Source organism: Nocardiopsis alba, from assembly GCF_000710955.1.
Lineage (GTDB): Bacteria > Actinomycetota > Actinomycetes > Streptosporangiales > Streptosporangiaceae > Nocardiopsis > Nocardiopsis alba.
On sequence record NZ_BAZE01000006.1, the window covers coordinates 214,315 to 238,312 of the forward strand.

A 23,998-nucleotide genomic window follows, 5' to 3' on the forward strand; every position below is an offset into this window, starting at 1 on the left:
ACGGCGACGCGCCGGGGTGACAACACCCCTGCGTACGGCGAGAATGTCCGCGCACCGAACAGCCTAAGAGTGGACGTTAACCAGTGACGACCCCTGTGACACCCACGATCGACCAGCGCATCGCCGAGGAGCTCGGCGTCGGAGCGCACCAGGTCAGTGCCGCCGTCGAGCTGCTCGACGGCGGATCGACCGTGCCCTTCATCGCCCGCTACCGCAAGGAGGTGACCGGGGCGCTGGACGACGCCCAACTGCGCGCGCTCGAAGAACGCCTACGCTACCTGCGCGAACTGGACGAACGACGCGGCGCGATCCTGGAGTCGATCCGTTCCCAGGGCAAGTTGAACGACGAGCTGGAGGCCCGGATCAACGAGGCCGACTCCAAGGCCCGTCTGGAGGACATCTACCTCCCCTACAAGCCCAAGCGCCGCACCAAGGCCCAGATCGCCCGCGAGGCTGGCCTCGAACCCCTGGCCGACGGCCTGTTCGACGACCCCGGACAGGACCCGCAGGAGGTCGCCGCCGCCTACGTCGACGCCGACAAGGGCGTCGCCGACACCAAGGCCGCCCTGGACGGTGCCCGCGCCATCCTGGTCGAACGCTTCGCCGAGGACGCCGACCTCACCGGCCGTCTGCGCGAACGCCTGTGGGAGAAGGGCCGTCTCGGCTCGACCGTCCGGGAGGGCAAGGAGGAGGCCGGCGCCAAGTTCGCCGACTACTTCGACTTCTCCGAACCCCTCACCGCCCTGCCCTCGCACCGGGTCCTGGCCATGTACCGGGGTGAGAAGGAGGAGATCCTCACCCTCGCCCTGGAGCCGGAGGAGACCCCCGAACCCGGCCCCGACGGCACCGTGCCGCGCAGCGGCTTCGAGAACGCCATCGCCTCCCACTTCGGCATCGTCGACCGCGGCCGCCCCGCCGACCGCTGGCTCCAGGACACCGTCCGCTGGGCCTGGCGCACCCGCATCCTGGTCCGCCTCGACATCGACGTGCGCATGCGCCTGTGGCAGCAGGCCGAGGACGACGGCGTCAACGTCTTCGCCGCCAACCTGCGCGACCTGCTCCTGGCCGCGCCCGCCGGCAGCCGCGCCACCCTGGGCCTGGACCCCGGCCTGCGCACCGGTGTGAAGGTCGCCGTCACCGACCCCACCGGCAAGGTCGTGGCCACCGACACCGTCTTCCCGCACGCCCCACGCCGGGACTGGGACGGCTCCATCGACCGGCTCGCCAGGCTGTGCGCCGCCCACTCCGTCGAACTGGTCGCCATCGGCAACGGCACCGCCTCCCGCGAGACCGACAAGCTGGCGGGCGACCTGATCAAGCGCCACCCGGAACTGAAGCTCACCAAGGTGATGGTCTCCGAGGCCGGCGCCTCGGTGTACTCGGCCTCCGCCTACGCCTCGGAGGAACTGCCCGACCTGGACGTGTCCCTGCGCGGTGCGGCCTCCATCGCCCGTCGCCTCCAGGACCCGCTCGCCGAGCTGGTCAAGATCGACCCCAAGTCGATCGGCGTCGGCCAGTACCAGCACGACCTGGCCGAGGCCAAGCTCTCCCGCTCCCTGGACGCGGTGGTCGAGGACTGTGTGAACGGTGTGGGCGTGGACGTCAACACCGCCTCGGTCCCCCTCCTGACCCGGGTCTCCGGCGTGACCTCCTCCCTGGCCCGCAACATCGTCGCCCACCGCGACGCCAACGGCCCCTTCCGCACCCGTGAGGCGCTGCGATCGGTGCCACGGCTGGGCCCCAAGGCCTTCGAACAGTGCGCGGGCTTCCTCCGCGTCCCGGGCGGAGACGACCCGTTGGACTCCTCGGCCGTCCACCCCGAGGCCTACCCCGTGGTCCGACGCATCCTCGACACCGTCGGCACCGACCTGCCCTCCCTGATCGGCGACAAGAAGGCCCTGGCGGGCATCCGCCCCCAGGACTTCGTCGACGACCGCTTCGGACTGCCGACCGTCACCGACATCCTCGGCGAGCTCGACAAGCCCGGCCGCGACCCCCGCCCGGCCTTCACCACCGCCACCTTCAAGGAGGGCGTGGAGAAGCTGGACGACCTGGAACAGGGCATGATCCTGGAGGGCGTGGTCACCAACGTGGCCGCCTTCGGCGCCTTCGTGGACGTGGGCGTGCACCAGGACGGCCTCGTCCACGTGTCGGCCCTGTCCCACAAGTTCGTGGAGGACCCGCGCGAGATCGTCAAGCCCGGCGACATCGTCAAGGTCAAGGTCCAGGACGTGGACATCCCGCGCAAGCGCATCTCGCTGACCATGCGTCTGGACGACGAGGCCCCCAAGCGGGGCGAAGGTCGCGGCGAGCGCGGCGACCGGAACAACGGACGCGGCGGTGAGCGCCGTCGCGACAAGGGCGGCAACGGACGCGGCGGGGACAACCGCGGCGGCGGACGTCGCGGCGGACGCGGCGACGCCCCGGCCCCCTCGGGTGCCATGGCCGACGCGCTGCGCCGCGCCGGCCTGAGCCGCTGACCGACCCCTCGAACCTCGGGCGGCGGGGTGCGCACCCCGCCGCCCGAGGTGCGTCCTGCCTCTCCCCGGTGCGGCGTCCACGCACGTCGGAGCCGCTCTCGCTAGCGTGAGCGCCGTGAGCGGACCCGCCGTCCGCTCGACCGAGCACGGGGGACCCATGGGCGAGACGACCGAGACCGACACCGGCGGCGGAACCACCGAGGAGAGCGACGGCGGCCACGTATGGTCCGCCGGCATCACGGCCGCGGGCGCCGCCCTCATGTTCATCCTGCTGCGCCTCATGGCGGTCACCCACTACGACTGGCCGACCGCGTTCGGGCTGGCCGACGCGATCGACTTCGGCGACGCCATCACCATCGTCGTGGGCACCTTCCTCGGCGCGGAGCTGTTCACCCTGTGGCTGTTGGCCTTCTTCCTACCGCTGAGCGCGGCCGGACACCTGCGCCACTTCCGTCAGGGCCGACGTTCCCCCGGATCGCTTCTCGTCGTCCTGGCCCTGACGGTCGTCTTCGCGGCGGCCGTGCTCTCCTTCTCCGCCTGGCCCGCCCTGGTCGCGGCCCTGGTCTGGCTCGCGTTCCTGGTCGCCGTCGACCTGCGGGAGGGCCCCGTCCGCGTCTTCGTCCACCGCCTCCTCGCCCGGATCGGGATCCTCGCCATGGGCGCGGTCATGCTCGGCGCCGCCCTCGTGGACGAGGTGTGGGTACCCGAGGAGCGCATCGAGATGGGCGACGAGGTGCTCCACGCCTACGTCGTCCAGAACGGAAGCCAGTTCCTCACCGTGCTCACCGCCGACACCCGGGAGAAACGGATCCTGCTCTCCTCGAAGGTCACCTCGCGCACCGAGGCCTGATCTTCCCGGAGAGCCCGGTTCAGTCGGTGCGACGGGAGTTGACCCGATCCGCCAGGACCTGCAACAACCCCTCCGCCAGGGGGATCCGGCGCAGGTCGTCCGGGCCCGGCAGGGGCAACCGCTCCCGGTCCCCCAGCTCACGGACCTCACCGTGCAACCGCTCCATGGTCTCGTCCAGGCGGTGGGCCGTCTCCGCCGCCTCCCGCAGTTCGTCCAGCAGGTCCTGAGGCACCGCCTTGGCGTACTTGTAGTAGATCTTGTGCTCCAGGCTGGCCCAGAAGTCCATCGCGATCGTGCGGATCTGGATCTCCACCGGGACCTCCACGCTCCGATCCGACATCCGCACGGTGGTGGACACCAGCAGGTGCAGACTCCGATAACCGTTGGGCTTGGGCGCGCGGATGTAGTCCTTCTCCTCCGTCACCCGGATGTCCTCGTGCCCGGCGAGCATGTCGCGTATGGCGTAGGTGTCGGAGACGAAACTGCACGTCACCCTGATCCCCGCGATGTCGAGTATCGACTCGGCGATGCTCTCCAGGTCCAGCGGCACACCGCGTCGACGGGCCTTCTCCAGAATGCTCGCCGGGGTCTTGAGTCGGGATCCGACGTGTTCGATCGGGTTGTGGTCGTGCGTGTAGCGGAACTCCTCGTTGAGGATGTTCACCTTCGCCATCACCGTGTCGATGGCGAACTTGTACGCCATGAGGAAACGCGCGACGTCGTCACGTGTCTCCAGCAACACCTCGGAAACGTCGTCCACCACAGCAGTTCCCCCGCACCACCGGCCCCACGGCCGGACGTCGTCCACCCTCGCGAGGCGCGGACCACGGGACCGCGCCGGAAAGATCCCGCCCCTCCCGGGCCCATCGCCGCACAGGAGGACCGCGAGGTCACTTTCGAGGTTACCGAAGTCCAGGGGGGCTTCGAAGACGGGAGCCGGGCCCGAAGAAGCCCGATCGGGCCCCCACCACCAGTGTGAACACCCTCGAGAACCCCGCCAGGAACCGGGCACGCGCTTCGGGCGTCGAACGCGGAAGATAGGTTTCACCAGTATTCTCCCGAATTCTCCGCCTGCCCACGCCGACCCCGCCGCCTCTCCCGGGCGGCGGCGCAGGAAAGGCCCCCATATGCACGCACCCCTGTTCACGGCCCCCGTGCTCCTCGTCGAGCAGCCCCGGCACCTGTACGCCACCGAAGGGCACTACGAGGTCCTCGATGAGTCCGGGCGGCCACTGGCCTACGTGAACGAGCACATGAACGCCCGGTCCCACCGGCGGGGACCGCACCGCCCCCACCGCTTCACCGTCTACGACACCGGTGGACACCCCCTGCTCACCCTGGACAAGCCCTGGAATAGGGGCCGCCCACACATCCAGGTGACCGGACCGCACGGGGAACCCTACGGAGGCATCGTCCAGGATCGGGCCTTCGCGGGTTCCCGATTCCGGCTCTGCGACCCGCGCGGCCACACGATCGCCGAGATCCGCGGCGACTGGAAGGGCTGGGACTTCACCCTCCTGGACCGGGCCGGGATCGAGATCGCCCGGGTGGGCAAGGAGCACCCCGGACTGCTCGGCGGTTTCTTCACCACCGAGGACCGTTACGCGCTGGAGTTCGCCTACGACCTGCCCTGGCCGCTACGTCGACTGGTGCTCGCCGCCGCCCTCACCATCGACGTGCTGCTCCACGAGCGCGAACCGGAGTTCTACCACTCCCACTACGCCGACTTCCGGCGCTACCCCGAGTACGGTTACCGGCCCCGTCATCACTGGCACCACCCCAGGCGCGGCTACATGGTGTCCCATCGCCGCCGTCCTCCCCTGCTCGTCCACCACACCTTCCAACCGGTCCGACGGAGGGGGTACGTCCCCGTCCGCGAACGTGCGGTCGAGTCGCGAGGGGGCTACCGCACCTTCTCCTCCCGGTCGGAGGCCCCGTCACGTTCCGCCGGAGCGGGCCGTGCGGCGACACCGCGCGTCGACCGTCGAGGTGGGGGCGGTTTCGCGTCGCGTTCGGAGGCCGCACCCCGCCGTTCGAGCGGTTTCGCTTCGCGTTCGGAGGCCGCCGCTCCCCGTCGCGACCGTACGAGCGGCGCCTCACGTTCCGAGAGTCCGCTTTCGGGGGCCGCCGCCCGCCGGGAGCGTCAGCGTCGTAGCGGCGCGGCGCGGCAGAGCGCGTCCGGAAAGAGGGCGGGGGCCGGCAGGCAGGGCGCGGCGGCCAAGAGCGCCGGTTCTCCGCGCGGTGGGGGCTCCTCGAATCGGGTGGGCGGCCTGTTCGGCGGGGGTTCGTCGGGTTCGCGCTCCTCGTCGGGTTCGAGTGCGCGTTCGTCCTCCTCCCGTGGGGGCGCGTCCCGTTCCTCCTTCTCCAAGGCGGCTTCGAAGCGGTCGGGCGGGTTCTCCTCCCGTTCGTCCGGCGGCCGTTCCTCCGGGGGCGCCTCGCGGAGTTCGCGTTCCTCCGGTCGTTCCTCGGGTGGCGGCCGCTCCTCGGGGGGTCGTTCCTCCGGTGGTTCCTCGCGTCGTAACCGCTGACGCTCCCACGGGTGCCCGGTCGACGGCCGGGTACCCGTGGTCGACGGCCGGCCGAAGGCCCTCGGAAATCGTGGTTTTCTCCCAAAGGCCACCTTGACGACGTAGATTACATATCGGACATAAGGTGCAAGACTCCGACGCGACCTCGAAGGTCAGGAACGGGCCTCGCGCACCGCCTCCCGCACCGCCGGGGCGACCTCCTCGGCGAACAGCTCCACCTGCCGGGCCGACTCCCCCGCGGGACCGAGGACGAACGTGTCCATCCCGGACTCCAGGACGAACCCGGTGATCCGCTCCACCCAGGCGGACACGGGACCGCTCATCGGCTCGCCCTCCGTACCGGATCCGCCGATCGTGCCCCACAGGTTGTAGACACGACGGATCGAGGCAGGATCGCGACCCGCCTCGGCGGCCCCCTCGTCGATCCTCCGGTGCATCTCGGGCAGACGTTCCGGACCCGCGTACGCGTGCGAGGGCACCCAGCCGTCGGCCACCCTCCCGACCTCCTTGAGGAGACGGGGGCCCAGCACCCCCAGCCAGATCCCCATGTCGTGGACGGGCGCCGGACCGGGTTTGACCCCGGCCAGTCGGTAGTACTCGCCCTCGAAGCGCACCGAACGTCGATCGGACCACAGCAGGCGGATCACCTCGATCGCCTCCAGCAGGGCGTCGGCCGCCTCGCGCGGAGCCCGCCGAGGGCCGCCCATCGCCTCGATCGCCTCCCAGAACCCTCCCGCTCCCAGCCCCAGCTCGAAGCGCCCGCCGGACAGCACGTCCAGGCTCGCCGCGTTCTTCGCGATGAGGGCGGGCGGTCGCAGGGGCAGGTTGGCCACGTCGGGGAAGACCCGTAGCCGCTCGGTACGGGCCAGCACGGTGGCCATCAGCGCCCAGGTGTCCAGGTGTCGGCGCTGATAGGGATGGTCCTGGATGCCGACGAAGTCGAGGCCGCCGCGCTCGGCGGCGTCGACGACGGCCCAGGTCCGCTCCAGGGCCGAGGCCTCCGGCGTGGGGAAGACCCCGAAGCCGATCTCACGTCCGTAGTCGATGCCCATCGTCATACCTCCCGGTTCCGAAGGTCCTTCCCCGACCGCGCGACCCCCAAGCCGTCCTCACTCTCCGGAGGAGCGGTAGACCAGATCGACGTAGTCACGGTGACGGCCGATCCAGTCCCTGACGAAGGGGCACATCGGCAGGATGGAGAGCCCTCGCGCGCGTACGTCGTCCAGCGCCTCGCGGACCAGGGTGCCGCCCAGGCCCTTCCCCTCGAAGGCGGGATCGATCTCGGTGTGGGTGAAGGTGAGCATGTCGCCGGTCGGGATGTACTCGGCGAACCCGGCGAGCTCCCCGTCGGAGGTGATCTCGTAACGCCGACGGTCCGGTACGTCGGTGACCTCTGTCGCCATGGCGGCCCTTCTCTCGTCACGCGCGGAGGCCTCCGCGCAGAGCCATTGTCCCCGCCCGAGGCACCGCCTCCCCCTTGCGGCACGCGTCCGGTGGGCATAGGGTCTCCCTGACATACCGACCGGTCGGTTTAAGGAGTACGCATGTCCTCGCGGTTCGGCGGACGCACCGCCATCATCACCGGCGCCAGTCGCGGCATCGGTCTGGCCATCGCCCGGCGCCTCGTCTCCGAGGGGGCCCGTGTCTGCGTGACCGCGCGCGGCCCCGAATCCCTGGAGAAGGCGGTCGAGGCCTTGGGCGGTCCCGAGCACGCCATCGGCGTCCCCGGCCGCGCCGACGACACCGAGCACCAGGACACCGCGATCGCCGCCACCCTGGAGGCCTTCGGCGGTGTCGACCTGTTCGTCAACAACACCGGCATCAACCCGGTCTACGGCCGCATGGTCGACCTCGACCTGAACGCCGCGCGCAAGATCTTCGAGGTCAACGCCCTCTCCGCGATCTCCTGGGTGCAGAAGGTCCACCGGGCCTGGATGGCCGAACACGGGGGCGCCATCCTCAACGTCTCCTCCATCGCCGGGGTCAAGCCCGCCCCCGGGATCGGGTTCTACGGGGCCACCAAGGCCATGCTCACCCACATCACCGAGGAGCTCGCCGTCGAACTCGGCCCGGACATCCGGGTGAACGGCGTCGCCCCGGCCGTGGTCAAGACGCGTTTCGCCGAGGCGCTGTACGAGGGCCGGGAGGAGAAGGTCGCCGCCCGGTACCCCCTGGGCCGGCTGGGCGCCCCCGAGGACGTCGCGGGCGCCGCCGCCTTCCTCCTGTCCGACGACGCCTCCTGGATCACCGGACGCACCCTCGTCCTCGACGGCGGGGTGACCCTCACCGGGGGCATGTGAGCCCCCGCCCCTACCCCACCGGAAGGGCATCACCCCACGACCACGCCCGGATGGAGCGCGCACCGACGCCCCTCCGGGCTCCCACGAACGAGGAGAGCACATGAGCGAGGAGACCCCCGGTCTGGACACCGAACGGCTGCGCGCCCACCTGGACCGCGCGGCCCCCGGTCTGGTCTCGGGGCCGCTCACCGCCCGGATGATCACCGGCGGCAAGTCCAACCTGACCTACGTGGTCACCGACGGCGACGGATCCTGGGTGGTGCGCCGGCCTCCGCTGGGACACGTCCTGGCCACGGCGCACGACATGTCCCGCGAGTACCGGGTGATGACCGCCCTGGCCCCCACCGACGTCCCGGTACCGCGTACCCACCTCCTGTGCGAGGACACCGAGGTGCTGGGCGCCCCCTTCTACGTCATGGAACACGTGGCGGGGACGCCCTTCCGCACCCTCGACGAGATCGCCCCGCTGGGGGCCGACGGGGTCCGCTCGGTCGCCGAACATCTGATCACCACCCTGGGAGACCTGCACGCCGTCGACCCGGAGGAGGTCGGGCTGGGCGACTTCGGCCGCCCCGAGGGTTTCCTGGAACGTCAGGTGCGGCGCTGGAGCCGACAGTTGGAGGCCTCCCGCAGCCGTGAGCTGCCCGGCATCGACGAACTGCGCGACCGGCTGGCGGCCGGCCTGCCCGAGCAGTCGGCGCCCGCCATCGTGCACGGCGACTACCGGCTGGACAACGTGCTGATCACCGAGGACGGACGGCCGTCCGCGGTCCTCGACTGGGAGATGGCCACCCTGGGCGATCCGCTCGTGGACCTGGGGCTGATGCTCGTCTATCGGGAGCAGCCGGTCACCGGAGGTCGGGCGGCCGCCACCTCCGCCGAGGGGTTCCCCGCCTCGTCCGAGCTGGTCCGGATGTACGCCGACGCCACCGGTCGCGATGTCTCCCGCCTGGGCTGGTACGTGGCCTTCGGCTGCTTCAAACTCGCGGTGATCGCCGAGGGCATCCATCTGCGGCACACACAAGGACTGACCGTCGGCCAGGGGTTCGACGGGATCGGCGACGTCGTCGCCCCACTGGTGGCACGCGCGCACAGGGTACTGGAGGAGGACTAGGCATGGACTTCGCCCACGACGCCGAGACCGAGGAGCTGCGACGGCGGCTCCTGGAGTTCATGGACGAGCACGTCCACCCCGCCGAGGAGGTGTTCCGCACCCAGCTCGCCGAACGCGAGGACCGTTGGTCCGCCCCGCCCATCGTGAAGGAGCTCCAGGCCGAGGCCCGCGAGCGGGGGCTGTGGAACCTCTTCCTGGCCGGACATCCCGAACACGGAGGACTGCCCAACCTGCGCTACGCGCCCCTGGCGGAGATCACAGGGCGCAGCCCCGCTCTGGCCCCCGTGGCCCTCAACTGCGCGGCCCCCGACACCGGCAACATGGAGGTGCTGACGATGTTCGGCACCCCCGAACAGCGACGGCGATGGCTCGAGCCTCTCCTGGACGGGCGGATCCGCTCGGCCTTCGCCATGACCGAACCCGACGTCGCCTCCTCCGACGCCACCAACATCACCACCCGGATCGTCCGCGAGGGCGACGAGTACGTGATCGACGGCCGAAAGTGGTTCATCACCGGGGCCCTGGATCCGGCGTGCGAGATCCTCATCGTGATGGGCAAGACCGATCCCGAGGCCGACCGCCACCGGCAGCAGAGCATGGTGCTGGTACCGCGCGACACCCCGGGGCTGACCATCGAACGCGGGATGACCGTGTTCGGTTACGACGACGGCGACCACGGCGGGCACGCGGAGATCCGGTTCGAGAACGTGCGTGTGCCGGTCGAGAACCTCGTCGGCGGCGAGGGCGAGGGGTTCGCGATCGCCCAGGCCCGTCTGGGGCCGGGCCGTATCCACCACTGCATGCGTTCCATCGGCATGGCCGAGCGGGCCCTCGAACTGACCTGCCGGCGGGTGCTGGAGCGGGAGGCGTTCGCGCGTCCGTTGGCGGCGCAGGGCGTGGTCCGCGAGTGGATCGCCGAGGCCCGGGTCCGGATCGAGCAGCTACGGCTCCTGGTCCTCAAGACCGCCTACCTCATGGACACGGTCGGCAACAAGGGGGCCCATACCGAGATCCAGGCGATCAAGATCGCCACCCCGCGCACGGTGGAGTGGATCCTGGACAAGTGCGTCCAGGCGCACGGGGCCGCCGGCCTGAGCCAGGACCTGCCGTTGGCCGCCTGGCAGGCGGGGGTGCGTTCGCTGCGCTTGGCGGACGGGCCCGACGAGGTGCACCTTCGCTCACTGGCCCGGGCGGAGCTGCGCAAGTACGCGTGAGGTTCCGGGGGCGGGGGTGCGTGCGGCCCTCCGCCCCGGACCGGCCGGCCTCCGGTCAGGGGCGCAGACCGGCCAACAGCAGATCGGCGAAGTGGCGACCCACGTCCCGGCCCGTGAGCGGTCCGTCGTGGCGATACCAGGTGCTCAGGTGGTGCACCGAGCCGAAGAAGTAGTCCACGACCAGGTCGGCGGGCACGTCGTCCCGGAAGACGCCCTCGGCCCGGCCCCGTTCGATCATGGCGCGGAAGAGCTCGTGGTACTCCCGGCGTTCGGCGCGCACGCCGCGCTGCTTCTCCGGAGGGAGCTGGTGCATCGATCGGAAGAAGATCGTGCTGTCGTCGAGGTTGTCCACGCTGGTGACGATGACGTCGACGGCGGCCGCGTGCACCAGGTCGGCGACCGGTTCGTCGCGCGAGGCGATCTCACGGAGGTGTTCGGTCTGCATCCGCAGCACGCGGGCGTAGATCTCGTAGAGCAGATCGTCCTTGGAGCCGAAGTAGTGGTACATGGCGCCCTTGGTGACGCCGGCGGCGGAGACGACCTCCTGGACCGAGGTGCTCTCGTACCCCCGCTCGGCGAACAGGCGGGTGGCGGCGCTCAAGAGCCGTTCGGGCACCGAACCGTTCGGGGACCCCGTTCTGTCGGCCCCTCTCCCCTTCTCCACGCTCACCCCCGTGTCCCGCCCCCCGGCGGTGGTCGACCATCGACCGGGACAGCATACCGACCGGATGGTACCCGGCACGCGTACGCGGCGGCGGCGGGAGCCTCGGCCGGCCGTCCGGCCCGCGGTGTCAGCTCGACCGGACCGTCTCGACCCCGGGACGCTCCGCGGCCTTCCGGGCGACCGCGCGTTCGTGCGGGACGACCAGCGGGGTGCCGGTGCGGGGATCGGGGATCACGTCGCAGTCCAGGCCGAACACCGCGCGCACCCGGTCGGCGGTGACCACCTCCTCGGGCGGCCCGTCGGCGACCACCGCTCCCCCGCGCATCATCACCAGACGGGTCGCGAACCGCGCCGCCTGCGCCAGGTCGTGCAGGACCGCGACGACCGTGCGTCCTTCCCGGTGCAGTTCGGCGAAGAGTTCCAGGAGGTCGTACTGGTGGGCGATGTCCAGGAAGGTGGTGGGCTCGTCCAGGAGCAGGAGGGGGCTGTCCTGGGCGAGCACCATCGCCACCCACGCGCGTTGGCGCTGTCCTCCGGAGAGCGATCCGACGTGCGTCTCGGCCAGGTCCGACAGACCGGTCAGCTCCAGGGCGCGGGCGATGGCCTCCTCGTCCTCGGGGCTCCACTGGCGCAGCAGGGTGTGGTGGGGGAAGCGTCCCCGCGCGGCCAACGCCCGGACCGTGATGCCCTCGGGGGCCAGCGGGTTCTGCGGGAGCAGCGCCAGCCGTCGGGCGACCGCCTTGGGACGTTGGGAGCGCACGTCCGTCCCGTGCAGCAGCACCCGTCCGCGGACCGGCCTGTTCACCCGCCCCAGGGCCTTGAGGAGGGTGGACTTTCCGCAGCCGTTGGGACCGACGATCACGGTGAAGCCGCCCTCGTCGATCTCCAGGTCCAGGTCGCGGACGATCGGATCGCCCCCGTACCCCAGGGTGAGCCCCTCTGCCGCCAGTACCGGTGCGGTGGTCCCGCGCACGTCCTCGACGCTCACAGACTTCCCTTTCGCCATTCGCGGATCAGCAGATATCCCAGGTACACGCCGCCCAGGGCCAGGGTGAAGATCCCCACCGGCAGCCGTTCGCCGATGGGCGACTGTTGCACGGCCAGGTCGGCGCAGACCAACAACAGGGCCCCCACCAGGCCGGAGAGCACCAGGTTCGGCCCCTGTGCGGCGCTCAGCCGACGGGCGATCTGGGGCGCGGTCAGGGAGATGAAGGCGATCGGTCCGGCCACGCTCACGGCGGCGGCCGACAGCACCACGGAGAGGACGACCGCGCCGGTACGCGTGGCGGTGGCGCGGGTGCCCAGGGCCTCGGCGAGCTCGTCGCCCATCTCGTTGACGGTGATCGGCCCGGCCAGGGCGAGGACGAACGGTACCGCCAGGAGGACGACGAGCCAGATGGTGGCGGCGTGCTCCCAGGAGCGCGCGCCCAGGCTGCCGTTGATATAGGCCGACAGGACCCCGGCCTGGTCGCGGGCCATCACCGAGACCACGAAGTGGGTGAAGGCCTGGGCCATGGCGGCCACCCCGATCCCGGCGACGATGAGCCGCCCGGGGTGGCGCAGGCCGGTCCCGGTCACCAGGGCGACCACGACGATCGCCAGGGTCGCGCCGGCCAACGCGCCCAGGGGCACGGGGACGACGCCCGGCAGCATGAGGGCGGCCACCGCCGCGCCCGCCCCGGCTCCGGCCCCCAGACCGATCACGTCGGGGCTGCCCAAGGGGTTGCGGGTGACCGATTGGAAGAGCGCCCCGGCCAGGCCCAGGGCGACCCCCGTCCCGGCCGCGACGGCCAGTCGAGGGCCGCGCAGGCGTTCGAGGACGAACAGGTGGGTGGTCTCGCCCTCGCCGAACAGCGCGGCGGGAAGCCGGGTGAGGGGGATCCCGAGGCGGCCCAGGCTCAGGGTTGCCGCCGCGGCCACGAGCAGGACCGCCAGAAGGAGGGCGGACGTCACGAGCGATCGGGTGTGGACGGGCAGCGCGACGCGTCGCCCCAGGCGCAGGATCCGGCCGGTGGGACGTTCGTCCGGGCCGGGTGGCGCGACGTCGGGGCGCGGCCCCGTCGGGATCGTGCGGCTCACGTGTTCCCCTTCGTCCTGCGCAGTACGTACAACAGCACCGGGGCGCCGACGAAGGCGGTGACCACCCCGACCATGAGTTCCGTGGGGCGCACGATGGTGCGGCCCACGACGTCGGCGACCAGGAGCAGCGTCGGGCCCACCAGGACCGCGAAGGGCACCTGGAGACGGAAGTCCACCCCCACCAGGGCGCGCACCACGTGGGGTACGGCCAGACCGACGAAGGCGATGGGTCCGGCCAGTGCCGTGGCCCCCGAGGCCAGCAGGACCCCGGCGACCAGTCCGCCCCCGCGCGTGAGCGTGACGTTGGCCCCGGTGGCCACGGCCGCCTCCTCGCCCAGGGCCAGCGCGTTCAGCCCGCCCATGACGGCCAGGGCGATGAGGAGGCCGGGGACGATCACCGGCAGCACCGCGACGACGACCTCGGTGCCGCGCCCGGCCAGCGAGCCCACCACCCAGTAGCGGTAGCTGTCGAAGACGTCGGGCAGGCTCAGCGCCACCGCCTGCACATAGGCGGTGAGCACGGCCGAGACGACCGCTCCGGCCAGGAGCAGACGGACCATGCCGCCGTCGCCGCCCCGGGTGCCCACCGTGTAGGCGGCCAGCCCGGCCAGGAGGGCCCCGGGCAGAGCCCACCAGACCGTGCCGGTGACCGAGGTCGGGCCGAGGACGGCGGTGGCGGTGACCACCGCGGCGGCCGCGCCGGCGTTCACCCCGAGCAGGCCCGGGTCGGCCAGCGGGTTACGGGTGATGCCCTGCATGAGGGTTCCGGCCAGGGCCAGGGCCGCCCCGGCCACCATCCCCGCGAGGGTCCGGGGGATCCGGCTCTCCACCACGGTGACGGTGTAGGGGTCGGCCCCGCCGGCGAAGACCTTCCAGACCTCCGCGGGCGGGGTGGGCCTGCTGCCGGCGACCAGGCTGAGGAGGACCGCCCCCGCCAGCGCCGCGGTGGCCGCGACGAACATGAGCGCGGTGCGGGTCGGGGCGATCCGGCGCGGGCGTGTCCTGAGATTCACCGAGGACACGTTCAGTCGTCGAGACGGGCGGCGGCCTCCTCGATGAGAGGCACGTAGCGGTCGATGACCCAGGGGACGGTGAGCGGGTTGATCAGCGAGGAGGCCGTGACGAAGGAGTTGTCCTCGGCCGCGACCACGGCGCCCCGCTCGATCGCGGGGATGGCCACGTACAGGTCCTGGGCCTCGATCTCGGCCCGGGTCTCGGGGTCGGTGTAGAAGGTGAAGATCAGGTCGCTGTCGGAGAGGTCGGCGGCGTTCTCCAGCCCGATGAGGGCGGAGTCGGTGCCCTCGGTCTCGGGGAAGGTCTCCACGGCCGGGTCGACCTCCAGGCCGAGGCCGCGGACCATGGCCACGCGCTGTTCGTCGGGGAGGAAGACGCCGAGCGTTCCGGGGCCGTCGGTGTAGATGTAGGAGAAGGTCAGGTCGGCGAACTCGGGGTTGTCCTCGGCGGCCTGTTCGAAGCGGTCCTCGATCTCGGTGATGAGGACCTCGGCCTCCTCCGACTGGCCGAGCGCCTCGCCGATCGTCCGGATCTGCTGGTCCCAGTCGGTGCTCCAGGGCAGGTCGGGGTAGGCGACCGTGGGGGCGATGTCGGACAGGACGTCGTACTGCTCCTGGGTGATCCCGGACCAGGGGGCGAGGATGACGTCGGGGGCGAGTTCGATGACGGCCTCGAAGTCGATGTCGTCGGCGCCGGTGAACTGTCCGGGGAGTTCCCCGCCGGCCTCGGTGACGGCCTCGTGGATCCAGGGGAGGTAGCCGGTGTCGTCGCTGCCCCACTCGTAGCTCTCGATGCCGACCGGCACGGTGCCCAGCGCGATGGCGGTCTCGGCCGACCCCTGTCCGAGGGTGACGACCCGCTCGGGCCGCTCGGGGATCTCGGCGGTGCCCAGGGCGCTCTCGATCTCGACGGGGAAGGTACCGTCGGCGGAGGCGGGGGCCCGGTCGTCGTCGCTCTCGGGTCCGCAGGCGGCGAGGCCGAGGGCCAGGGCCGCGGTGAGTCCGAGGCCGCCGACGCGGCGCAGGGTGGGGTTCATGCTCACTGCTCTCTTCGTCATGGGGATGGGTCGCACCATGACCGGTGGACCGTTGCCGCGTAGGGGGGACACCCATGTTCGGGCAGCACTGAAAGACGCACATATCGTGCTGAACCCGACAGGAATGTAGGTTAGTCTAACCTAACCCCAAGAGATTTCAATATCCTCCCCGGGACAGAACGAGGACCGTGGGCCTCCCTCGAAGGACCCCTCGCACGAGGACGGGGCCGACGCGACCCCACCGCACCGACCCCGTGTCCCTCCTCGCCCGACCTCAGGGACGGCGGCCGGTGAGCACGCCGCTCGTCCTCTCCAGAAGGTCGATGTGCCGACGGGTGACCAGGGCCCCCGAACGTTCCGGTCCCAGGGCCCGCGCCGGGGGCAGCTCCAACAGGAACTCCGCACCCGACGCCGCCGCGCGCGTCACCCGGCCTCGACGGTCACGCTCGTACCGGCGCAGCGCCTCGGCCGGATCGTCCCCGGCCCCGGCCGCGCCGAGGACCTCGGTGAGCGCCCAGGCGTCCTCCAACGCCTGATCCGGACCGGGCGAGTCCGCGGAGGAGAAGGGGTGCGCCGCGTCGCCCAGGAGGGTGGCCCCGCCCTTCCCCCACACCTTCGGCACCCGGTGCCGCACGTACTCGAACAGCGCCGGCTCGACGCCGTCGCCCTGGTCCAGGACCGCGCGCGTCCACGGGTCGTCCCAGTCGGCGAACAGCCTGCGCAGCACGCCCATCGGAGAACGGGGCGCCCGGAGCCCGGGACGCCAGCGCACGTCGAACCACCATCGGACCAGACCGTCCCCGGCCGGCATGATCCCGCACTCGCCCTGACGCCCCCGGACCACGGCGGCGACCGTCCCCGACGCCATCTCGCCGGGTACGGCGGTCAGCCCGTGCCAGCCGGCCCGACCGGTCGGACGGGAGGGGTCTCCGTCCCACAGGTCGCGCCGGGCCGCCGAGCGCACACCGTCGGCCCCGACCACGACGTCGCCGGTGGCGGCGCTGCCGTCCCCGAACAGGGCGCTCACCGTACCGTCGAGGTTCTCCCGCACCCGCGTGCAGATCCGACCGGAGCGCACGGTGCCCTCGGGAAGACCGTCGGCGATCGTCTCCAACAGGTCCCGGCGGGGCATCGCGCGCCACGCGTGCCCGAAACGCGCGCCGATCGCGTCCGTGTCGAGCGTGTGCCGCACCCGCCCGGAGGGGTCCCTGACCTCGATCCCGTCCAGGCGACGGCCGAGGCCGGACACGTCCACTCCCAGGGCGTCCAGGGCCGCGACGCCGTTCGACCGCAACCCGATCCCGACCTCGACGGCCGGCGGACCGCCCTCGCGTTCGTGGACCTCCACCTCGTGCCCGGCCCCGACCAGCCCTCGGGCCAGGGCGAGACCGCCCACCCCCGCTCCGACGATGACGACCCTCATGACGGTTCCCTCCACGTTCGTCCTGATACCGACACCGTACTGACGGACCGGCTCCGCGTGCCGGTTCCACGGAGGATCGGGGAGGCCGCCGCCGGGCACGGCCCGACGGCGGCCCCGAGGATCAGTCGAACAGGTGGACGCGGGACTCCCAGGGGCGGAGCGGGGCGAGCACCCGTTCGGGCTCGGGATGGGTGCCCAGCAGCATCCGGCCCTCCGGTCGCACCACGTCCTCGACCTCCTCCACCGAGGCCTCCCGATCACTCCAGTTGGCCAGCACCAGAAGGCACCGTCCCTCCCACTCACGGGTATAGGCGAAGACCCGGGGGTCGTCCTCCATCAGCGGCGAGTAGCGCCCGTACACCACGATCGGGTCCTCGCGGCGCAGTTCGATCAGACGCCGATAGTGGTGGAAGACCGAGTCCGGGTCGGCCACCGCCGCCTCGGCGTTGATCTCGGTGCGGTTCGGATTCACCTTGATCCAGGGGGTACCGGAGGTGAAGCCCGCCTGCTCCGAGGCGTCCCACTGCATGGGGGTGCGCGCGTTGTCCCGGCTCATCCGGGAGATCCCGGCCATGGCGGTCTCGTGGTCGACCCGCCCGGTCGCCACCATGGTGCGGTAGTGGTTCAGGGTCTCCAGGTCCCGGTAGTCGGCGATGTCGTCCATGTGGGCGTTGGTCATGCCGATCTCCTCCCCCTGGTAGATGTAGGGGGTGCCCTTCATCATGTGGAGCGTGGTGGCCAGGGTCTTGGCCGACTCCACCCGGTACCGGCCGTCGTCGCCGTAACGCGACACCGATCGGGGCTGGTCGTGGTTGTTCAGGTAGAGGCTGTTCCAGCCCACCTCGCCCAACCCCTTCTGCCACCGGTTCATCGAGGCCTTGAACTCCACCAGATCCAGCGGGCGGGGGTCGAACTTGCCGCCCGGACCGTGATCCAGGTCCACGTGCTCGAACTGGAACACCATGTCCAGCTCCCGGTTGGCCGGGTTCGTGTGGATCCGGGCCTGTTCCACGCTCACCCCGGGCATCTCCCCCACGGTGAGCGTGTCCCGTCCGGTGAAGACCTCCCGGTGCATCTCGTGCAGGAACTCGTGCAGGCGCGGGCCGTTGATGGAGTGCTCGGTGAAGAGCCCGTGATCGCCGACGACCGGCCCGTCCGGCAGGGCCGGGTTCTTGGAGATGAAGTTGATGACGTCCATCCGGAAACCGTCCGCGCCCCGGTCCAGCCACCACCGGGCCACATCGTGCACCGCGTGGCGCACCTCGGGGTTCTCCCAGTTCAGGTCGGGCTGGGAGGGGCTGAACAGGTGCAGGTGGTACTCGTCGTCACCCTCGCTCCGGCTCCAGGCCGGCCCGGAGAAGACCGCGCCCCAGTTGTTGGGCGGTCCGTCCTCACGGCCGGGGCGCCAGAAGTAGAAGTCGCGTCTGTCGTCCTCCCCCGCCCGCGAGGCGGTGAACCACGGGTGCCGATCGCTGGTGTGGTTGACCACCAGGTCCATCACCAGACGTATGCCGCGTTCGTGCAGCCCGTCCCGCAGCCGGTCCCAGTCGTCCAGGGTCCCGAAGCGGGGGTCGATGTCGGTGTAATCGCTGATGTCGTAGCCGTTGTCGTCCCACGGCGAGGGGTAGACCGGCGACAGCCACACCACGCTTACGCCCAGGCGCTCCAGGTGGTCCAACCTCTCGATGATCCCGGGCAGATCCCCGAAACCGTCGCCGTCACTGTCGTTGAAGCTGCTCGGATAGATCTGGTAGACGACTCCGGACTTCCACCATTCGGCGCTGGGTTCGGGCATGGGTTCCTTCTCTTCTCGTGGTCGGCCCCCATTCAATCGCTCCGGGCACCCGTTGGGGAAGGGAATCGCGGCGGCTCCGCGCGGTGATCGCCGAGGTCGTAAATCCCTGGAGTGGACCGGTCTGGACCGGTAGGGTGCACGGGCCCTCACGACCGACGCGGGGGCGACGGAGAGGCGCCCATGGAGCACGGCGGAGCTGAAGCCGGGGAAGAGCCGGACCGGGACGTCGCCCGGGTTCGCGAACCGCTCGAGGAGGCCGGTCCGCGTGTGTGGTCGCGGAACTTCACCCTCTTCTTCGCCGCACGGGCGGTGGCCAAGACCGGGGACGGCATGCTCCCGGTGGCGTTGGCCGCGGGCCTGCTCGCGCACGGGATGGGGGCGAGCGGGGTCGGTCTGGCGATGGCCACCTTCACCGTGTTCTTCGTGGGGTTCGTGATCTTCGGCGGGGTGTTCTCCGACCGCTGGGGCGCGCGCTGGATGATGGTCGCCGCCGACCTGGTACGCGTGGTGACCCAGGGGACGGCGGCCGTACTGTTCCTGACCGGTCACGTGGTCCTGTGGCAGATCTGTCTGATCGGCGCGGTCAACGGGATCGCGGCCGGCGCCTTCCAGCCGGGGGTGGCCTCGGTGGTGCCGAGGGTGGTCCGGGACGTGCAGGGGGCCAACGGCGCGATCCGCACCGCCGAGGCGCTGGCGATGCTGATCGGCCCGGCGGTGGCGGGGGTCCTGGTGGCGACGGTGTCGGCGGCCGGGGTCTTCGCGGTGCACGCGGGCACCTACGCGGTGGGCGCTCTCCTGCTCGGTCTGATCCGGCTGCGCGAGCCCGCGCGACGGCGTGGAGAGGGACCCGGGTACCTCGCCGACCTGGTGGAGGGGTGGCACGAGTTCCGATCACGGACCTGGATGTGGTCGGTGATCCTGCTGTGGATGGTGCTCATGGTGACCTTGTGGGGGCCACAGATCCCGTTGACCTCCTCGGAGATCATCCTCGGGCACGGGGCACAGGTGTACGGTCTGGTGAGCGCCGCCCTGGGCGGAGGCACCGCTCTGGGCGGGGTCCTCGCCATGCGGATCCGCCCGCGCCATCCGTTGCGCGCCGGGACCATCGGGCTCTTCGGGGCCGGTGTGTACTCGGTGACGGTGGGCCTGGGACTGGGTGCCCCGTGGTTGGCCCTGGGCGCGGTGGTGAGCGGCGCCGCCATGGGTTTCTGGGGGGTGATGTGGATGACCAGCGTGCAGACGCAGGTCCCGGGGCCGGTCCTGGGACGCATCCACGCCTACGAGGTGGCCGGCTCGGTGGCGATGCTCCCGGTGGGCCAGGCCCTGGCCGGCCCCGTCGCCGCGGTGCTCGGAACGCGGACGGTGCTGTTGGCGGGCGGAGTGGCGACCCTGCTGGTGGGAACGGCGCTGTTGGCGCTGCGGCCCGCGCGCGAGCTGACCGCGGTGTCCCCGCCCCCGCCGAGGCCACGCGATCCCGACCCCTCCGATCGATCGTCGTCCCCGTCGGGTTGACGGACACGGCTCGGCCGGAGCGCCCCGAGAGCACACGAGAGACAGGAAGAGCCATGTGTCTGCACGGAACAGGTGAGACCGTACGTTCGCGCACCGGTGACGCCGCGCCCGGTGAGACGTCACCGCCCCGGGTCGGTGCACGGCCCCCGCACCGCGGCTTCGGTCACGTGGCCGACCTGAGCCACACCCTCGCCCCGGGCATGCCCTCCTGGGACGAGAACAAGCCCGTGCGGGAGACCCTCTCCCCTCCGCCCGCCGACGGGGAGTTCGGGTTCTACGTCCAGAAGTGGACCCTGACCGAGCACAGCGGCACCCACCTGGACGCCCCGGGGCACGTGATCGGCGGCGGGCGACTGGTCCCCGACATCGACCCGGCCGAACTGGTCGTCCCCGCGGTCGTGATCGACGTTCGCGAACGCGTCGCCGAGGACCCCGACACGACGGTGGGCGTGAACGACGTGACGGCGTTCGAGCGTCTGCACGGACGGATCCCCGAGGGCTCGGCGGTGCTCATGTGCTCGGGATGGAGCGAGCGCTGGTCCGAGGGCGACGACGCGGTCCGCGGTGTGGACGAGAACGGCGTATGGCACTTCCCCGGATTCTCCCCCGAGGCCTGCGAGTACCTGATCGAACGTCGGGGCGTGAGGGGGTTCGGCGTCGACACCCTCAGCTCCGACCCCGGCGTCTCGACCGACTTCCCCGCGCACGAGGTGATCGGGCGCGCGGACCGCTGGGGGCTGGAGGCGCTGACCGGGCTGGACCGGCTGCCGCCGCTCGGCGCCCTGCTCACCGTGGGCGTACTGCCCGGCCTGGACGCCTCGGGCGGACCCAGCCGGGTCCTCGCCCTCTGGTGAAGCCCCCCACGCCCCGGACGGCGGGTACCGCCGTCCGGGGTCCGTTCACACGCTCCGAGGCGGCGGTACCCGCCGTTCCGGTGTCCACTCCACCAGCATGATCGTGGCGTCGTCGGTGAAGCTCTCCCCCTGGTGATCGCGGATCGAGTGGATGAGACGGCGCAGGGTCTCGGGCGGTGGCTCCTCGGCGGCCGCGGCGCGGATCACGAAGTCCGCGAAACGCTCCAGGCCGAACATCCGCCCCTCCCGATCGTGCGCCTCGGTGACACCGTCGGTGTAGAGCAGGACCCGGTCCCCGGGCTCCAGCCTGATCCGATGGACGGTGCGGGGCGGGGTGTTCGGGACGAGGCCGTCCAGACCCAGTGGAAGCTCGGGCGTGCGGCACATGGCCCCGTCGACCAGGGAGCCACCGCGGATCAGAAGGGGCGCGGGGTGCCCGCAGTTGGACCACGAGAACAGGCCGTCGGCCAGGTTCAGGGTCGCGAAGACCGCCGTGCAGAAACGCTCGGGCAACCAGGTGACCAGGGCCTGCTCCACGCTGTCGGTCAACTGCGACAGGTCGGCTCCGTTACGGCGGGCGCCCCGGGCCCCGGCCATGGCCACCGAGGCGGTCAGCCCCGAGGCCAGATCGTGCCCCATCGCGTCGAGGATGACGACGTGCAGCTCGTCGCGGGTGACCGAATGGTCGAAGGCGTCGCCGCCGAGCTCGTAGGCGGGTTCGAGGACCGCGGTGGAGACCCCGCGGGCCGTGCCGAGGGTGCGCGGCGGCAGGAAGGCCCGCAGCATCTCGGTGCGCAGCCGCACCGAACGGGCACGGGTACGGCGCACGTAGGTGTCGCTGTAGGCGCGTTTGGACGTGATGACCAGGGCCAGGAGCGCGGCGAGCGTCTGGCAGCGACGCAGGGTCGGCTCGTCCAGGGACGGGGTACGGATGTGCAGGACGCCCATGCGGTCGGCCCCGTCCTTGAGCGGCAGCCACAGACTGAGCTCCTCGGCGCCGCCCTCGACCAACCTGAGGGCGTCGTACCGGTAGGCCTCCCCCGCGACGGTGGTCGCGATGTCGAGTATGGGCCCGCCGGTGAGCGGCACCAACAGGTGCTGTTGCAGGTCGACGAGGTGGACGGTGATCTTGCCCAGACCGATCGCCCTGCCGTAGCGGTCCGCGGCCTCCAGGACCTCGATGGGTTCGCAGGCGTGCACGGACCTGACGAGCTCCTCGAAGAGGAGTTCGCTCTCGCTGAGCGGGGTCGCCCCGTCCATACCGTCACCTCCCGGACCCCAGTCTCACACCGGGGAGGCCGGAGGACCGTGTTCCCCTCGGCGTGTCATTCGGAGGAGAGACCCGGGCGACGCGCCCCTTCAGCGCCCGGCCGGGACGAGACCGTCGCGGAACACCGCCGCCGCGTGGCCCGCGCCCCGCCCCGAGGCCCGTGCCACCACCCGGCCGCCGCGCAGCAGCAGGGCCTCCTCCGTCTCGTCGTCGGGTGCGACCACCCCGGCGAAGGCCGCCAGGTCCTGGTCGAGCGTGATGCGCGGGGCCGGGCGGGCGGAGGCCGGGACGGAGCGGGACAGCCGGACCCGGATCTCGGCCAGGGAGAGACGGACCAGGGGGAGGAGTTCGCCCGGTTCGGAGGTGACCGGGACCAACGTGACGGGGGTGCCCTCGGGCACGGCGCTCAAGGCGTCCTCCAACGCCTCCAGCCGGTGCAGCCCCAACACCAGGAGGACGCCCTCGGCCACCTTCGCCCGCCTCCTCGTCAGAAGGTCGGGGACGGTCCACGGCTCCCACGGTTCGTCGACCGGCCGGGCCTCCGGGACGTGGGCCAGGTGCGGCAGCGGACGCTCGTCCTCGAAGTCGAGTTCGGCGAGGTGCTCACATGCGCGGATGACGGTGAACGGGTCGGTGAACCCCGGCGCCGCGACGGCCAGGCGTCCGGCCCCGTGCAGGGTGGTGAGCACGCTCCGCGCCAATCGGACCCGCCGGCCGCCGGGACCCAACCGTTCCAGGGCCGTGCCCAGGAGCACCGATTCCACCGCGACGAGCTGAGCGAACACCTTTCCCAACCGAGGATCCGCGGTGATCTGGGACATGAACTCGGCCCCGGCCCGCTCGTCGGTGCCCCCGATCGGCAGCCGGGTGACCCAGGCCCGGGCGTAGGCGCCGAGCGCCTCGGTCTCGGTTGTGGCCCCGGCCCGCCCGGAGGGGACCTGTTCGGCCGCCTCGGCCAGGGCCGCGAAGTACAGGGCGCGCTTGCCCGGGAAGTTGGAGTAGACGGCCCCTCGGGTCAGGTCGGCCCGTCGTGCGATGCGGTCGATGCCGGCGTCGCGGAACCCGCGCTCGGAGAACTCCTCCCGCGCGGCGGCGAGCACCTTGGCCCGGTTGAGCTCCTGTCGTCGGGCCCTGCTGAGCGGCACCATGTCCTCCTCGCCACGTTCTCGGGCCCATCCTACGCCGCCCGGCCACGGCTCCCGGATGCGCGGGACATCCGCATGACGACGCCATGTGGCCGAGGCCGGGCGCTCAGTCCCGCAGGACCCGGTAGGTGATGTGGGAGACCAGATCGGAGCCGCGGGCGGCGACCTGCTCGAGGCGTACACCGCGCACCCCCTCGAACAACCGGGTGCCCTCGCCCATGATCACGGGGGTCACGTGGACGCGGATCTCGTCGATCAGACCGGCGGCGAGGTACTGGTTCACGGTCCGCGCACCGCCCGCGATGTCGATACGCCCTCCTTCGGCCGCCTCTCGGGCCAGATCGAGCGCCTCGTGGATCCCCCCGGTGACGAACGTGAACGTGGTGTCGGAGAGCGTGAGCGGTTCCCGCTCATGGTGTCCCAGCACGAAGACCGGCGCGTGGTAGGGCGGTTCCGGCCCCCACCACCCCCGCCAGTCGAGGTCGTACTCGCCCCGGTCGGGCCCGAACATGTTGCGCCCCATGATGTACGCCGCGGCTCCGGTCACCGCCTCCAGCTCCGCCGCGTTCGCCTCGGCGGCGTCGAACATCCAGCGCGTGATCTCGCCGCTCGGACCGTCTCCGAAGGGGGCCTCACGCCGTTGCCGGGGCCCGGCGGCGTACCCGTCGAGGGACATGGCCATATCGGTGGTGACGATGGACATCGAAGACCTCCATGTGT

21 protein-coding genes are annotated in these 23,998 nt (G+C 71.5%); 8 read left to right on the top strand and 13 right to left on the bottom strand.

Translation table 11 applies throughout. The annotated features are described in order from the left end of the window. Nucleotides 1–95 precede the first annotated feature (95 nt). Both TR33_RS13380 and TR33_RS13385 read left to right on the top strand, forming a co-directional pair. The gene (locus tag TR33_RS13380; RefSeq protein WP_199806134.1) at nucleotides 96–2,480 is read left to right on the top strand and encodes a Tex family protein; all 2,385 of its coding nucleotides are present in this window, start codon (nucleotides 96–98) and stop codon (nucleotides 2,478–2,480) included. A gap of 115 nt (nucleotides 2,481–2,595) precedes the next feature. Beyond that, nucleotides 2,596–3,330: a hypothetical protein gene (locus TR33_RS13385; RefSeq protein ID WP_234305840.1), complete on the top strand. Its 735-nt coding sequence runs from the start codon at nucleotides 2,596–2,598 to the stop codon at nucleotides 3,328–3,330. 19 nt (nucleotides 3,331–3,349) lie between these two features. On the opposite strand, the gene TR33_RS13390 is transcribed toward TR33_RS13385, so the two are convergent. After that, nucleotides 3,350–4,033, bottom strand: coding sequence for a GTP pyrophosphokinase (locus TR33_RS13390; RefSeq protein WP_081536586.1), 684 nt, complete (start codon nucleotides 4,031–4,033; stop codon nucleotides 3,350–3,352). A gap of 424 nt (nucleotides 4,034–4,457) precedes the next feature. Between TR33_RS13390 and TR33_RS13395 the strand changes: the two genes are divergently transcribed. Then, nucleotides 4,458–5,858, top strand: coding sequence for an LURP-one-related/scramblase family protein (locus TR33_RS13395; RefSeq protein WP_042283386.1), 1,401 nt, complete (start codon nucleotides 4,458–4,460; stop codon nucleotides 5,856–5,858). Nucleotides 5,859–6,010: 152 nt separating this feature from the next. Here the strand turns inward: TR33_RS13395 and TR33_RS13400 are convergent, their stop codons facing one another. Both TR33_RS13400 and TR33_RS13405 read right to left on the bottom strand, forming a co-directional pair. Continuing rightward, nucleotides 6,011–6,910: an LLM class flavin-dependent oxidoreductase gene (locus tag TR33_RS13400; protein ID WP_199806135.1), complete on the bottom strand. Its 900-nt coding sequence runs from the start codon at nucleotides 6,908–6,910 to the stop codon at nucleotides 6,011–6,013. Nucleotides 6,911–6,967: 57 nt separating this feature from the next. Further along, complete coding sequence (locus TR33_RS13405) at nucleotides 6,968–7,261, bottom strand: GNAT family N-acetyltransferase (protein ID WP_014911861.1); 294 nt, start codon at nucleotides 7,259–7,261, stop codon at nucleotides 6,968–6,970. Between the two features lie 141 nt (nucleotides 7,262–7,402). Here TR33_RS13405 and TR33_RS13410 point away from each other — a divergent pair, with 141 nt between their 5' ends. From TR33_RS13410 to TR33_RS13420, 3 genes are all read left to right on the top strand, one after another. Further along, complete coding sequence (locus TR33_RS13410) at nucleotides 7,403–8,158, top strand: SDR family oxidoreductase (RefSeq protein ID WP_014908622.1); 756 nt, start codon at nucleotides 7,403–7,405, stop codon at nucleotides 8,156–8,158. Between the two features lie 100 nt (nucleotides 8,159–8,258). Next, a complete protein-coding gene (locus TR33_RS13415; RefSeq protein ID WP_042283391.1) occupies nucleotides 8,259–9,272 on the top strand; it encodes a phosphotransferase family protein in 1,014 nt (337 codons plus the stop codon). A gap of 2 nt (nucleotides 9,273–9,274) precedes the next feature. After that, nucleotides 9,275–10,486 carry an acyl-CoA dehydrogenase family protein gene (locus TR33_RS13420; protein ID WP_042283392.1) on the top strand — a complete coding sequence of 404 codons (1,212 nt, stop codon included), beginning with the start codon at nucleotides 9,275–9,277 and terminating at the stop codon, nucleotides 10,484–10,486. 55 nt (nucleotides 10,487–10,541) lie between these two features. On the opposite strand, the gene TR33_RS13425 is transcribed toward TR33_RS13420, so the two are convergent. The 7 genes from TR33_RS13425 to TR33_RS13455 form a co-directional block, all read right to left on the bottom strand. Beyond that, on the bottom strand, nucleotides 10,542–11,150 hold the full coding sequence (locus tag TR33_RS13425) for a TetR/AcrR family transcriptional regulator (RefSeq protein WP_026125146.1): 609 nt from the start codon (nucleotides 11,148–11,150) through the stop codon (nucleotides 10,542–10,544). A gap of 127 nt (nucleotides 11,151–11,277) precedes the next feature. Beyond that, nucleotides 11,278–12,156, bottom strand: coding sequence for an ABC transporter ATP-binding protein (locus TR33_RS13430; RefSeq protein ID WP_042283393.1), 879 nt, complete (start codon nucleotides 12,154–12,156; stop codon nucleotides 11,278–11,280). Continuing rightward, on the bottom strand, nucleotides 12,135–13,229 hold the full coding sequence (locus tag TR33_RS13435; RefSeq protein WP_042283395.1) for a FecCD family ABC transporter permease: 1,095 nt from the start codon (nucleotides 13,227–13,229) through the stop codon (nucleotides 12,135–12,137). Before TR33_RS13435 ends, TR33_RS13430 begins: the two co-directional genes overlap by 22 nt. Further along, complete coding sequence (locus TR33_RS13440) at nucleotides 13,226–14,191, bottom strand: FecCD family ABC transporter permease (RefSeq protein ID WP_199806140.1); 966 nt, start codon at nucleotides 14,189–14,191, stop codon at nucleotides 13,226–13,228. Before TR33_RS13440 ends, TR33_RS13435 begins: the two co-directional genes overlap by 4 nt. A gap of 62 nt (nucleotides 14,192–14,253) precedes the next feature. Beyond that, on the bottom strand, nucleotides 14,254–15,279 hold the full coding sequence (locus tag TR33_RS13445) for an iron-siderophore ABC transporter substrate-binding protein (RefSeq protein WP_042283397.1): 1,026 nt from the start codon (nucleotides 15,277–15,279) through the stop codon (nucleotides 14,254–14,256). Between the two features lie 274 nt (nucleotides 15,280–15,553). Then, nucleotides 15,554–16,702, bottom strand: a complete 1,149-nt coding sequence (locus TR33_RS13450) for an FAD-dependent monooxygenase (protein ID WP_042283550.1) — start codon at nucleotides 16,700–16,702, stop codon at nucleotides 15,554–15,556. A 121-nt stretch (nucleotides 16,703–16,823) separates the two neighbouring features. Further along, nucleotides 16,824–18,497, bottom strand: a complete 1,674-nt coding sequence (locus TR33_RS13455; protein WP_042283400.1) for a glycoside hydrolase family 13 protein — start codon at nucleotides 18,495–18,497, stop codon at nucleotides 16,824–16,826. A 180-nt stretch (nucleotides 18,498–18,677) separates the two neighbouring features. Here TR33_RS13455 and TR33_RS13460 point away from each other — a divergent pair, with 180 nt between their 5' ends. Both TR33_RS13460 and TR33_RS13465 read left to right on the top strand, forming a co-directional pair. After that, nucleotides 18,678–20,009: an MFS transporter gene (locus tag TR33_RS13460; protein ID WP_042283401.1), complete on the top strand. Its 1,332-nt coding sequence runs from the start codon at nucleotides 18,678–18,680 to the stop codon at nucleotides 20,007–20,009. A gap of 53 nt (nucleotides 20,010–20,062) precedes the next feature. Continuing rightward, entirely contained in the window at nucleotides 20,063–20,863 is an 801-nt protein-coding gene (locus TR33_RS13465; protein WP_042283403.1) for a cyclase family protein, read from the top strand. A 45-nt stretch (nucleotides 20,864–20,908) separates the two neighbouring features. On the opposite strand, the gene TR33_RS13470 is transcribed toward TR33_RS13465, so the two are convergent. The 3 genes from TR33_RS13470 to TR33_RS13480 form a co-directional block, all read right to left on the bottom strand. Next, nucleotides 20,909–22,123 (bottom strand): PP2C family protein-serine/threonine phosphatase, encoded by a 1,215-nt coding sequence (locus TR33_RS13470; RefSeq protein ID WP_042283405.1) that lies wholly within the window; start codon nucleotides 22,121–22,123, stop codon nucleotides 20,909–20,911. A gap of 99 nt (nucleotides 22,124–22,222) precedes the next feature. Then, complete coding sequence (locus TR33_RS13475; protein WP_042283407.1) at nucleotides 22,223–23,281, bottom strand: TetR/AcrR family transcriptional regulator; 1,059 nt, start codon at nucleotides 23,279–23,281, stop codon at nucleotides 22,223–22,225. Nucleotides 23,282–23,384: 103 nt separating this feature from the next. Continuing rightward, nucleotides 23,385–23,981: a dihydrofolate reductase family protein gene (locus TR33_RS13480; RefSeq protein WP_042283410.1), complete on the bottom strand. Its 597-nt coding sequence runs from the start codon at nucleotides 23,979–23,981 to the stop codon at nucleotides 23,385–23,387. Nucleotides 23,982–23,998: the final 17 nt, after the last annotated feature.

Bases quoted from the DNA above. Each gene is read 5' to 3' on its own strand.
- TR33_RS13440 (WP_199806140.1), bottom strand. From the start codon at position 14,191: ATGTTCGTCGCGGCCACCGCGGCGCTGGCGGGGGCGGTCCTCCTCAGC.
- TR33_RS13460 (WP_042283401.1), top strand. From the start codon at position 18,678: ATGGAGCACGGCGGAGCTGAAGCCGGGGAAGAGCCGGACCGGGACGTC.
- TR33_RS13475 (WP_042283407.1), bottom strand. From the start codon at position 23,281: ATGGTGCCGCTCAGCAGGGCCCGACGACAGGAGCTCAACCGGGCCAAG.
- TR33_RS13405 (WP_014911861.1), bottom strand. From the start codon at position 7,261: ATGGCGACAGAGGTCACCGACGTACCGGACCGTCGGCGTTACGAGATC.
- TR33_RS13450 (WP_042283550.1), bottom strand. From the start codon at position 16,702: ATGAGGGTCGTCATCGTCGGAGCGGGGGTGGGCGGTCTCGCCCTGGCC.
- TR33_RS13400 (WP_199806135.1), bottom strand. From the start codon at position 6,910: ATGGGCATCGACTACGGACGTGAGATCGGCTTCGGGGTCTTCCCCACG.
- TR33_RS13430 (WP_042283393.1), bottom strand. From the start codon at position 12,156: ATGGCGAAAGGGAAGTCTGTGAGCGTCGAGGACGTGCGCGGGACCACC.
- TR33_RS13480 (WP_042283410.1), bottom strand. From the start codon at position 23,981: ATGTCCATCGTCACCACCGATATGGCCATGTCCCTCGACGGGTACGCC.
- TR33_RS13470 (WP_042283405.1), bottom strand. From the start codon at position 22,123: ATGGACGGGGCGACCCCGCTCAGCGAGAGCGAACTCCTCTTCGAGGAG.
- TR33_RS13410 (WP_014908622.1), top strand. From the start codon at position 7,403: ATGTCCTCGCGGTTCGGCGGACGCACCGCCATCATCACCGGCGCCAGT.
- TR33_RS13390 (WP_081536586.1), bottom strand. From the start codon at position 4,033: ATGGCGTACAAGTTCGCCATCGACACGGTGATGGCGAAGGTGAACATC.
- TR33_RS13420 (WP_042283392.1), top strand. From the start codon at position 9,275: ATGGACTTCGCCCACGACGCCGAGACCGAGGAGCTGCGACGGCGGCTC.
- TR33_RS13395 (WP_042283386.1), top strand. From the start codon at position 4,458: ATGCACGCACCCCTGTTCACGGCCCCCGTGCTCCTCGTCGAGCAGCCC.
- TR33_RS13415 (WP_042283391.1), top strand. From the start codon at position 8,259: ATGAGCGAGGAGACCCCCGGTCTGGACACCGAACGGCTGCGCGCCCAC.
- TR33_RS13455 (WP_042283400.1), bottom strand. From the start codon at position 18,497: ATGCCCGAACCCAGCGCCGAATGGTGGAAGTCCGGAGTCGTCTACCAG.
- TR33_RS13465 (WP_042283403.1), top strand. From the start codon at position 20,063: ATGTGTCTGCACGGAACAGGTGAGACCGTACGTTCGCGCACCGGTGAC.
- TR33_RS13445 (WP_042283397.1), bottom strand. From the start codon at position 15,279: ATGAACCCCACCCTGCGCCGCGTCGGCGGCCTCGGACTCACCGCGGCC.